The organism is Actinomyces glycerinitolerans (assembly GCF_900098745.1).
Taxonomy (GTDB): domain Bacteria; phylum Actinomycetota; class Actinomycetes; order Actinomycetales; family Actinomycetaceae; genus Actinomyces; species Actinomyces glycerinitolerans.
This window is the reverse complement of record NZ_FQTT01000011.1, coordinates 370,791-381,280: the sequence shown is the minus strand read 5'-3', so window position 1 is coordinate 381,280 and position 10,490 is coordinate 370,791. Positions and strand designations below refer to the sequence as shown.

The window sequence follows — 10,490 nt, the reverse complement described above, 5'->3', positions numbered from 1 at the left end:
ACCTGCTCATCCCAACGGCGCGCCGGGTGCAGCGGCGCCCTGGAATGGGCGACTAGCGCCGCCCCCGGTCCCTCCTGCTCGGCCCGCTTACGGATCCGGTAGAACGAGGACTTCGAAACCCCCACCTGCCGGCAGAACTCCTCCACGCTCACACCCGCAACCCGCGAGTCGAACTCAATGATGCGCTGACGCTTGAACGGCGAAACTGCATAACCCATCCCCCAACCCAACCCCACCCACACCGCCCCAGAATCTCACTACTTCTGACACTCCCAGATGTCATGAGATCCAACAGTCCCAGAAGTCATGAGACAACACAGTGGGGTAGGTGTACGAACCGTCGTAGTTCATGCCGAACCGTTGCTGCTAGGTGACGAACCGTCACTGGAACACACGAACCGTACACCCCGTCGCCGCCCCGCGACTACGTCCTGATCCGCCCGAAAACGACCTCATACGCCCGAAAACGACCTCTGAGCGGCCAAAACGTCCTCGTCTGCCCGAGGACGTCCTGTGTCCGGCGAGAACGTCCTCGTCAGCCCGAAAACGACCTCCCACAACAACCCGCGGGCCCGAACCACCACCCCCACAAACACGAAGAATCGGGTAAACTTCATGTGGTTCCTGTGGCCGGCGTTTGTAGCGGTGGGAGAGACCATGAGGGCTTCATGGGCGGCGGTTCTGCTTTTGGTGGCGGCGATACTTGCGGGCTGTTCCGGGCCTGACCTGTCTGGCGACGCGGAGGAAATCGCTAAGAATGTTCAGAGGCGAGTGCCGTCGGCAAAGACCGCAATAGTCCAGTCGGAGGGTGATCATGATTATTTGATGTACCAACCTTTGATGCAGGAAGGGGTGCGGTCGATTGTGGTTGTATATGACTCCCAATATGAATGCTTCAATGATCTGGATGATGAGGATAGGTGTCGCGTAGGAATCGAGGAGTTCGATGCCGAAGAGCATGCCAAGGAACGCGGCGATTACTTAGAGGGTTTCTCGTCTGTGAACCCGCCCAATATTATCGTTCCACATGTGTTGGGCAGATATGTGGTGTGGTTTCAAGATGAGATGCCTGAGGATGTGAGGCAGGACTACCTTGATGCACTGGGGTGAGGCTGCGAACCGCTTCGCGGGGATACGGTGAAGCGGTTCGCAGCAGCGTTCTTCAGGGTGACTCTAGGCGTTGCCGCTGTTCAAGCGGTGCTGCTGTGTTTATTGATTGCGCCGTGCGGCACAACAGGGGTGCGAGATGGTGTGGCGGCGTCATTGCCTCCCTAGGCGCTGATTGGGGACGGTGGTGTAGATCTTGGATTTAGCGAGGCCCGGAGAGCCGGTTAGGCTGTCCGGGCCTCGGAGTTTTCTACGTGCTTACAGCGTAGAGGGTCTTGTGGGCGTATGTCGTCCCGTCTTTTTCCCACCGCTGGGTTGTGGCCAGAGGCGAGTAGTGCTCGTCGTCGTTGAGCAGTTCGGTCGGTTGCGCCGGCGCTACACCGGGTCGCCGTTAGCCTCGAACTCTTCGCTACACCCGGGGGCGCATAAGCAGGTGGAGGATCGCCTTCAGGATCGGCTGGTCGGCGGGCAGCCAGGGCAGGGTGGCGACCTTATCCAGCGGTACCCAACTCAGCGCGGCGTGCGCCTCGCCGAGGTGGGCCGGCGTCCCGATGGGCTCGGCGAGCCACACGCGCATGCGGTAGCCGTGCATTGCCGGCCAGGCCGGGCTGTCGTCACCCGGGAAAACGGTGCCATCCGGCTGCGCGTCGGAGACCTGTATGCCTGCGGAGGTGGCCGCGGCATCACCCCGTCGGGAGGCCCGGGTTGGCGGCGGCACCGCCAGGTCGGGGGAGGGGAGAACCTCGGCGCCCAGCCGCACCTCAAGGTTGAGCTCCTCGGCGAGCTCGCGCATCAGCGCGGCCGTCGGGGTCTCGCCGGGTTCCACCTTTCCGCCGGGGAACTCGTACTGGCCGACGTGCTCGGCCGGGTAAGACCGCGCCGTGCACAGCAGCCTCGGCGGCGCGGCGTGCGCGGTGGAGAAAGCCGGAGCGGTGGTGTGCGGCGCGGGCGGAGCGGTTGATGGCCCGGCCGCCGTCCGGCCCCAGGGCGGCAGTTGGTCCACTATGGCGGCGGCCACCACCAGGCGGCCGGGGCGGACACGACGCGTTTCGAGCATGGACCGACCCTAGGTCACGCGCACCGAGGCCGGTCGGGGCCATGGCCGGTTGGGTTCAGCTGTCATGGAATGCACCACTTTCAACCCGCCCTGCCATTGGATCGCCTTGATAACCGCGTCATCGTGCGACCCGGCGATGTTACAAGTGGTGGAGCCGTCTTAAAGTGGTGCATCCTGTGACAGCATCCGCTTGAATCACGGCCGGTGAAACGTGCTCGGGCTGCGTTTGGGGCTTGGCATCCCTGCACAGGAGCACCTGGCAGACTGCGGGCGGTGACCATGATCAGCACGCACGCAATCGACACTACAATGCTCGCTGCGGCGGGGCCGACCCCGGACGCTGCCGCGGCGACCCCCGGCGTCGCCGGTTTCTGGGACGGGGTGCTTGCCCGGGTTGCCGCCACTACGCCGCCCGACCCGCGGCTGCTGTGGCCCGCGGCGGCGGTCGTCGCCCTGGCGTGGGCGCTGCCGGTGGCGCGCCGGTGGGCGCGAGCACTGACCACGCTCGTACACGAGGCCGGACACGCCGCCGTCGGCATGCTGGTCGGACGCCGCTTCCACGGCTTCGTCGTCGCGGGAGACCTGTCCGGGCGGGCGGTCACCTCCGGCCGCAGCCGCGGGCCCGGCCGCTGCATCACGGCCTGGGCAGGCTACCCGATGCCCGCGATTGTCGGGGCGGGCGCCGTGCTCGCCGTCCTGTCGGGCTGGGCGGGCGCGGTGTTGGCGGTGGCGCTGGTGGTATTGGTCGTGCTGCTGGCGATGAGCCGATCCGTGCGCACCGCAGTACTGGTGACGTTGTGCGGCGCGGCGGTGGCGGCCCTGTGGTGGTGGGGTGACACCACCGTAGCCGTGCCGCTGCGCGCCGGCGTGGTGGCAGGCGTTGGACTGCTGCTGCTGGCCGGGGCGTGGGAATCACTCGGCGACGTCGCCCGCTCGCGTGACGGCGGCGCCGACCACCGCACACTGGGGGCGCTCACCCCCCTACCGGCCGGATTCTGGTGGTTGACCTGGACGCTGGTCGACGCCGGTGCTACCTGGCTGGTCGTGCGCGCCGTCGCCGAGCTGTGGTGAGGGATGTGATTCGTCAGGTGTCCGCGGGCCGCAAGTGGAGCGGGTGACGGGAATCGAACCCGCGCTGTCAGCTTGGGAAGCTGAAGTTCTACCATTGAACTACACCCGCATGCCTCACCTGGGTGAGGTGCCCGCACAGATTACCACGCGACCGGCCTGGCGCAACGCGCCACCGCTCCGACCCTGGGAGCAGCCGGACCGTGAGATACCTCGCGTATGGGTAGAACAACCCCCGAGACGGGCTGCACGCCGCCGCGCCGATCTGTCAGCATGACGCCATGACTGCTTCGCCCTTCAGTGCGCCCGAACCGCAGAACAACGATGGCTCCTATGGGGCGAACCTCAACGACGCTCCCACCGTGAGCTACCCGTACTCTCAGGGTAACGGCGCTTCAAACGCCTCCACCGCCGAGACCGCCGATCCCTACCGCCAACCCGACGCCTACCCGGGCGTCCAGGACTACCCGGGTGACGCCTACCCGACCGGGTATGAGCAGGCGCAACAGGCCGGCTACCAGCAGCAGGGCTACCAAGACCCGAATTACAGTCAGGCCGACTATCAGCAGGGCTACCAGGACCCCGCTTACCAGCAGGGCTACCAGCAGCCGGGTTACCAGGGGTCCGCGGCGGCATACGGCCCGCCCTACGCGATGTACGACCAGAAGTCCAAGGTCGCCGCAGGCCTACTGGGCATTTTCCTGGGGTCGCTCGGCGTCCACAACTTCTACCTCGGCTACACCGGCAAGGCCGTCGCCCAACTGCTCATCACGCTGCTGTCCTTCGGTATCCTCGCTGTGGTTTCGGCGATCTGGGGGCTGGTCGAGGGCATCATCATCCTTACCGCCACCCCCGGCGCCCAGCCGTGGGGCGTCGACGCCAGGGGCGTGCCGCTGAGCAACTGAGTCGGCCGCGGCGCCCCGACCCGGGTGCCGGGGCGCCGGCAACCTGGCACAATCGGGGTCGTGCTGCTTTCCGACCGTGACATCCGCGCGGAACTCGAATCCGGTCACGTCGGCCTCGAGCCCTACGACCCGGAGATGATCCAGCCCGCCTCCATTGACGTGCGCCTGGACCGCTGGTTCCGCCTATTCGACAACCACCGCTACCCGGTCATCGACCCCGCCGTTGAGCAGGACCGGCTCACCCACCTGGTCGACGTCGGCCCCGATGAGCCGCTGGTACTGCACCCCGGCGAGTTCGTGCTCGGCTCCACCTACGAGCGCGTCTCCCTGCCCGACGACGTCGCCGCCCGCCTGGAGGGAAAGTCCAGCCTGGGGCGCCTCGGCCTACTGACCCACTCCACCGCCGGATTCATCGATCCCGGCTTCTCCGGGCATGTCACCCTGGAGCTGTCGAACACGGCCACCATGCCCATCAAGCTCTGGCCCGGCATGAAGGTCGGGCAGCTGTGCTTCTTCCGGCTGTCCTCGCCCGCCGCCGCCCCCTACGGCCAGGGCGCCACCGGCTCGCGCTACCAGGGCCAGCGCGGCCCTACGGCCTCGCGCTCCCACCTGTCCTTCCACCGCGTCCGCATCACCGACCCCGGTTCCCCGGACGACGATGCCACCGCGTGTCATCCCGAAGGGGCCGGGGCATGAGCCAGCCTCAAGCGCCCCGGTCCGCCGGCCCGGCCATGCCGGACTTCTTCACCGCCGGCGCCGACCTGGCCATCACCCTTCCGGATACCACGCTTTCCGCGGTCGGCTCCTTCCCGGTGGGCCGCGCCGACTCCCAGCACCTGCTGCTGCTCGCCGACGACGTTACCGTCGACGAGGTCGAGGCCCTCGCCCTGTCCCTGGACGAACATGCCGGCTGGGTGGGCGCCTCCCGGTTGCAGGTGGCTCCCGGCGCCGAGCTGCAGGGGCCCTGGCATGTCGACGGCGAGCTGCGCCGGGTGCTGGAACTGCCCGATTGGGCGTCCCAGGTCATGGTCCTGGACTGCCCACCGCAGCGCGCCGGCGCCCTGCCGCAGGAATTGGTCGGCGTCGACCCGCTCACCGACGCCTTCCCCCTCGCTCAGCCGACCGGCACGGAGCTGCTCGCCCTGATCCGCCTGCGTGCCATTGCGCGCCGCCTGGCCGGTGGGATTCGCCTGGCCGGCGACCCGGCTGCGCCCGGCGGCCGCACCCGACCGGTGCTGGTGGTCCCCGACCCGGAGCGCTCCACCACCCTGACCGTGTACTCGCCCGTGTGGATTGTTCCCGACGGCGTCGTCGCCCTGACCGCCCCGGTCGCGCCGGGCGCGCACGTGCTACTTCAGCCCGACTCCACGCCGGGCCCAACCGGTTTGGCGTCCATACCGCCGGAGGAGTTGGACAGGTTGGTTGAGACGTTGGGGGAGGACGCGCTCGACGCCGCCTGGCGCGCCGCCGAACAGCACCGTCACGAGCAGGCCGAGCAGGAGGCGCAGGCCCTCGCCGCGGGAATTCCCGTGGAGGAGCTGCGCGACGGGTACGGCGTGGTTACCGACGTGGCGGAGGAGCGCCCCGACTGGGGCGGGATCGAGATCCGCGTCCAGGCGGCCGAGGCGGTGCCGCTGGCGGTGCGCGGCGAGTCCTGGGCGCGCGGCGGGGTGATCGCCTACCAGGTTGTGTGGGCACCCCTCGACCCGGCCGACGCTCACCACGAGTACCCTCCCACCGACGTTCGGCGGGCGCGCGATGCCGCCGGGGCACTGATTGAGAAGATCGCCGCCACCCTGCTGGGCGGCGCCGGGGGAGTGGTGGTGGACGACGACGGGTTCTTGGTGGCGCTTTGACCGTCCCCGCAACAGCCGCTGCCCGGCGTGAACGACGCGCCGGGGGCCGGTTGGGGACGGCACCGGCCCCCGGAACACGCCCACGGGTCAGGGCTCGACGGTGAAGGACACCTCCGTGCCCAGATCATCCCCGGAGACTCTCACCGTGACCTCGCCTATGCCCGTTGGACGGATCACCGCGAGCGCACGGCCCTGATACGTCGTGAACGTGTCGGACAGGAAGGATTCCTCGTGGCTCGGGCGGGCGGAGCCCAGTCCCTGCAGCACCGCCGGTCCCGCGACTTCCACCGTGACTGGTCGGTCCGCGGCCGGGTTGAGGCGGCCGGCGGCGTCGAGCAGTGAGATCGGCACGAAGGCCAGTGATGCGTCGTCGGCCCGCACCGGCCCCGCCTCGACCTCCGCCTTGAGCGCGGCCACCGGCCCCGCCGTCTCCAGGCTCGTACGGCCGAGCTCCTGGCCGTCGCGGTAGGCGACGACGGTGAGTTCGCCGGGCTGGTAGGTCGTGTCCGCCTTCGCGTAGAAGGGCAGGTCGGTGCCGACGGGCGTGCGAGCGACCTCGGCGCCGTTGACGAGGAAGGCGACCTCGTCGGCGTCGGCATAGGCCTCGACCGTGACGGGGCTGCCGGCCGGTACATCCCACGTCCACGACGCGACCGAGTCCGTCCACGTCCACGAGTGCGGCGCGATCGGCTCGGTGAAGTGCTCCGGCCGCTGGACGGCCAGCACCGGCTTCTTGCACAGGCCGACGGCGACCTCCCGGTACAGGGAGATCGTCTTGCGATCGCCGAGGATGTCGATGTCGCCGGAGCCCGCGAGCAGGTACGGGTAGGCGGCGCCCATGCCGGAGGCCTGGTCGTCGGAGTAGATGGGGCGGGCGATGCCGGCCTCGCCCAGGTAGTCCCAGCCGGTCCAGGTGAAGTCGCCGATGACATAGGGCAGCTCCTGGACGAGCCTCCAGTAGGTGGCGATGCGCGTGGAGAAGGTCTCCGAGCCGACGATGACACGGTTCGGGTCGGCCTCATGCTCGATCCGGTAGCGCACGTCCGCATAGTTGTGTCCGAGGATGTCGACGGCGTCGGCCGCCTCGGTGATCTTGTCGGTGATCTCCGGAAGGCTCATGATCGCCGACATCATGTCGTCGGCGTCCGCCATGGCGGTATTGATGTCGCCGGAGTCGGCGCCCTCGGCGGGGGAGTCCGCATCGGAGCCCTGACCGGCCTGCTCGCGCATCTGCGCGAGTTCGTCCAGGATCGCCATCATCGCGTTGAGGGAGTTCAGGACGTACCGGCTGGAGTCCAGGGAGCGGAGTTTCTCCGCGATGGTGCGGGCGCGGCGGGCGCCGTGGGGGGTGCCGATTTCGGGGATCTCGTTGCCGATCGAGTAGAGGATCACGCTGGGGTGGTTCAAGTCCTTGGCGACGAGGGACTCGACGTCGCGCTCCCACCACTCGGGGAAGGCCAGGGAGTAGTCATCGGTGGTCTTCGCGTCGGTCCACACGTCCCAGGTCTCGTCCATGACGAGCATGCCGTGGCGGTCGCAGGCCTCGAGCATGGCCACGCTCATGGGGTTGTGTGATGAGCGCAGGGCGTTGAAGCCGGCGGCCTTGAGCAGACGCACGCGGCGGTCCTCGGCGGCGGCGATGCAGGCGCCGGCGAGGACGCCGTTGTCGTTGTGCACGCAGGCGCCGTGCAGATTGACGGTCCGGCCGTTGAGACGCAGCCCGTGGATGGGATCCAGACGCAGGCTGCGAATGCCGAAGCGGGCCTCGGCCGTGTCTTCGGCATCGCCGCTGCCGAGGGTGACGCGGGCCGTGTACAGGGCGGGGGAGTCGGTGCTCCAGCGTTGCGGGGCCTGGATGTAGAGGCGCCGGCGGCCGGTTTGGGTCTCGCCGGCGAGGGTCGATACGCGCAGTGTCCCGGTGGCGGCGAGGGCGCCGTCGGGGCCAAGGACCTCGATGCGGGCGTCGGTGGTGGCGGTGGTAATGGAGCCGTTGACCACGGGGACGGCGACTTCAACGACGGCGAGTTCGTCGTCGATCTCCGGGGTGGTCACCTGGATGCCGGTGGGGGCGATGTGGACGAGCGGGCCGACAAGCAGGTGGACGGGGCGGGTGATGCCGCCGCCGGAGTACCAGCGCGAGTCGTTGTGGGCCTGGGCCTCGACGGTGATGACGTTCTCCTCGCCGTAGCGCAGGTACGGGTCGAGGCTGACGTGGAAGAGGGTGTAGCCGCCCGGCCGCTGGGCGGCGAAGGCCCCGTTGACCTTGACGACGGCGTCGCGGTAAACGCCTTCGAACTCCAGGGCGACGCGGCGGTTGCGCCACTGGGCGGGTACGTCGATGGTCTTCTCGTAGACCCAGGCGCCGGAGCGGAAGTAGGCGTTGTTGCCCTGGTTCTCGCTGCCGGGATCGCGGCCGCCGGCGAGGACGGCGTCGTGGGGAAGGTCGACTACCCTCGTGGGGGCGGCGCCGAGGAGACTGGCGAAGGCGCCGGTGTTCTCGCGGAAGGTCCAGCCGCGGTTGAGGTCGGTGCGTTTCATGGTGTTGTGGTCCCTTCGGGCCGGCGCTCCGTCGCGCCGGCATTGGTTCTATGGCGCTTATCATGACCGATTCAACGCCGGTGTGGGGTACGAGACCGCCAAGTGCCTTCGCGTCAGGTGGTAGGTCGAGGACACGGGTTGGCCCACGAGGAGCTGTCAGAGGCCGCTGGTTCATCTCCGACCAGCAACTCGATCTGGTCGGTGCACTCAAGCCCAGCATCCCGACGTGCGTTTGTCTTGATCTCGAACCTCCCGTGTAGGAAGAACCCGAGGCGCAACCTACCGCAGCACGCCGTCGCCGCGGCGCGGCACCAGACGCGACTCCTGGGCGCGGGCGGCCGTCTCGCTCCAGCGCCAGCCGTTGAAGGCCACCGCCTCCGTCAGCGAGCGCGACCACGCCACCGGCTCCTCGCCGCGCTCCCGCCCCACCGCCATGTAGTGGCGCAGCAGGCCCGCACTGGCCAGGGCGTCGTCGAGCGCCGTGTGATGCCGCCCGATCTCCACGCCCGCGGTCTCACAGCAGGTGACCAGCCGCCGCGACGGCGTGGCCATGAAGTGCCGTGCCATCTCCATCGTGCACACGCGCGGCACCCGCGCTCCGCGCTCCAACCGGTCCAGGCCGCCCAGCGCCTGGGTGAGGAAGCCGACGTCGAAGCGCGCGTTGTGGGCGACCACCGCCCGCCCCGCCAGGTCGCGCACCAGCAGGTCGGCGACGTCGGCCAGGGCGGGCGCCCCGACCAGGTCCTCGGCCACAAGCCCGTGAATGTACGTCGGGCCCACATCGACACCGGTGCCCGGGTTCACCAGGGTTGACCAAGTGCGCTCCACGGCGCCGTCGGGGCCCGCCAGTACCAGCCCGATCTCAATGATCGAATCCGCCGCCGGGGACAGGCCCGTGGTCTCCAGGTCGACGACGGCGTAGCCCACCCGCGAAACGTCCACGGTCTCCGGTGCGCCCGCGGCGGAGCGGGGCTGGAGAGTCTGGCGCAGTGGACGACGCGTGCGGTGATAGAAGGGCATCGGCCCCATGGTAGGCGTTCGCCGCAGGCCGGCCCCACCCTTGGTTCTCTCCCAACACTCCCGGCTGGGACCCGGCCGACCGGGCTAAAGTCGAGTCATGACGACCACGCCTGCCAACGAGTCCACCGGCGCCGCTGCCGCCGCACCAACCGACGCCCTGACCACCCCGGCGACTACGCCCATCACCAACACAACCATCGCCGCCCAACTTGCCCACCGCACCATCCGCGCCTACACCTCCGAGCCGGTCGCCGAGGACGTCGTTACCACCCTGCTCGACGTCGCCCGCCACGCCGCCAGCTCCTCCTTCCAGCAGCAGGTCACCGTCATCCGGGTCAAGGACCCCGCCGTGCGCGAGCAACTCCACCTCGCCTCCGGCCAGCCCTACGTGGGCGGCGACCGCGGGGAACTGTTCGTGTTCGTCGTCGACCTGCACCGCAACGCCGTCATCCGCGAGCGCGCCGGCGCCTCCCTGGAGCCGCTCGAGCGCACCGCCCTGTTCCTCCAGGGCGTGGAGGACGCCGTCATCGCCGCCCAGAACATGGTCGTGGCCGCCGAGTCCCTGGGCCTGGGAACCGTCTATCTCGGCTCCATCATTGGCGACGTCCGTCGCGTCATCTCCGCCCTGGGCCTGCCCGAACGCACCTACCCGCTGCTCGGCCTGCTCGTGGGTCACGCCGCCCAGGAGCCCCAGTACAAGCCGCGCCTGCCCCGCGAGATCGTCACCGCCGTTGACGCCTACCCCGACCTCGACGCCCACGCCGACGCCCTGGCCGCCTACGACGCCGAGGTCCAGCAGTACTACGACCTGCGCGACACCAACAACCGGGTGGACTCCTTCACCACGCAGATCGCCCGGGCGCTGGGCGGCGGCCCCGCCTCACAGGCGCCCGTCCTGGACGTCCTGCACGAGCAGCGCCTCTGCCTGCACTGAGGCGA

Annotated in this window: 10 protein-coding genes and 1 tRNA gene; 6 read left to right on the top strand and 5 right to left on the bottom strand. The window is 69.0% G+C overall.

The window, feature by feature from the left end:
* The coding region (locus tag ACGLYG10_RS15615) for a helix-turn-helix domain-containing protein (RefSeq protein ID WP_139240950.1) at nucleotides 1-218 on the bottom strand (218 nt) is incomplete at its 3' end.
* 295 nt (nucleotides 219-513) lie between these two features.
* Between ACGLYG10_RS15615 and ACGLYG10_RS10240 the strand changes: the two genes are divergently transcribed.
* On the top strand, nucleotides 514-1,110 hold the full coding sequence (locus tag ACGLYG10_RS10240; protein ID WP_139240949.1) for a hypothetical protein: 597 nt from the start codon (nucleotides 514-516) through the stop codon (nucleotides 1,108-1,110).
* Nucleotides 1,111-1,516: 406 nt separating this feature from the next.
* On the opposite strand, the gene ACGLYG10_RS10235 is transcribed toward ACGLYG10_RS10240, so the two are convergent.
* Nucleotides 1,517-2,164 carry a (deoxy)nucleoside triphosphate pyrophosphohydrolase gene (locus ACGLYG10_RS10235; protein WP_083565834.1) on the bottom strand — a complete coding sequence of 216 codons (648 nt, stop codon included), beginning with the start codon at nucleotides 2,162-2,164 and terminating at the stop codon, nucleotides 1,517-1,519.
* Between the two features lie 273 nt (nucleotides 2,165-2,437).
* Between ACGLYG10_RS10235 and ACGLYG10_RS10230 the strand changes: the two genes are divergently transcribed.
* Nucleotides 2,438-3,235: a M50 family metallopeptidase gene (locus ACGLYG10_RS10230; protein WP_244542652.1), complete on the top strand. Its 798-nt coding sequence runs from the start codon at nucleotides 2,438-2,440 to the stop codon at nucleotides 3,233-3,235.
* Between the two features lie 35 nt (nucleotides 3,236-3,270).
* Here ACGLYG10_RS10230 and ACGLYG10_RS10225 read toward each other — a convergent pair.
* Nucleotides 3,271-3,344 (bottom strand) — tRNA-Gly (locus ACGLYG10_RS10225).
* Between the two features lie 169 nt (nucleotides 3,345-3,513).
* Between ACGLYG10_RS10225 and ACGLYG10_RS10220 the strand changes: the two genes are divergently transcribed.
* From ACGLYG10_RS10220 to ACGLYG10_RS10210, 3 genes are read left to right on the top strand one after another with little or no spacing between them, the layout of a single operon-like run.
* Nucleotides 3,514-4,137: a TM2 domain-containing protein gene (locus ACGLYG10_RS10220; protein ID WP_073331322.1), complete on the top strand. Its 624-nt coding sequence runs from the start codon at nucleotides 3,514-3,516 to the stop codon at nucleotides 4,135-4,137.
* A gap of 60 nt (nucleotides 4,138-4,197) precedes the next feature.
* Nucleotides 4,198-4,833, top strand: a complete 636-nt coding sequence (gene dcd, locus ACGLYG10_RS10215) for a dCTP deaminase (protein ID WP_073331319.1) — start codon at nucleotides 4,198-4,200, stop codon at nucleotides 4,831-4,833.
* On the top strand, nucleotides 4,830-5,993 hold the full coding sequence (locus ACGLYG10_RS10210; RefSeq protein ID WP_244542651.1) for a hypothetical protein: 1,164 nt from the start codon (nucleotides 4,830-4,832) through the stop codon (nucleotides 5,991-5,993). The genes dcd and ACGLYG10_RS10210 overlap by 4 nt, the downstream gene beginning before the upstream one ends.
* 87 nt (nucleotides 5,994-6,080) lie before the next feature.
* On the opposite strand, the gene ACGLYG10_RS10205 is transcribed toward ACGLYG10_RS10210, so the two are convergent.
* Both ACGLYG10_RS10205 and ACGLYG10_RS10200 read right to left on the bottom strand, forming a co-directional pair.
* Nucleotides 6,081-8,531 (bottom strand): glycoside hydrolase family 2 TIM barrel-domain containing protein, encoded by a 2,451-nt coding sequence (locus ACGLYG10_RS10205; RefSeq protein ID WP_073331313.1) that lies wholly within the window; start codon nucleotides 8,529-8,531, stop codon nucleotides 6,081-6,083.
* Nucleotides 8,532-8,810: 279 nt separating this feature from the next.
* The gene (locus ACGLYG10_RS10200; protein ID WP_073331310.1) at nucleotides 8,811-9,551 is read right to left on the bottom strand and encodes a 3'-5' exonuclease; all 741 of its coding nucleotides are present in this window, start codon (nucleotides 9,549-9,551) and stop codon (nucleotides 8,811-8,813) included.
* Nucleotides 9,552-9,732: 181 nt separating this feature from the next.
* On the opposite strand from ACGLYG10_RS10200, the gene ACGLYG10_RS10195 reads away from it, so the two are divergent.
* Nucleotides 9,733-10,485 carry a nitroreductase family protein gene (locus ACGLYG10_RS10195; protein ID WP_073331442.1) on the top strand — a complete coding sequence of 251 codons (753 nt, stop codon included), beginning with the start codon at nucleotides 9,733-9,735 and terminating at the stop codon, nucleotides 10,483-10,485.
* The last annotated feature ends 5 nt before the right edge of the window (nucleotides 10,486-10,490 follow it).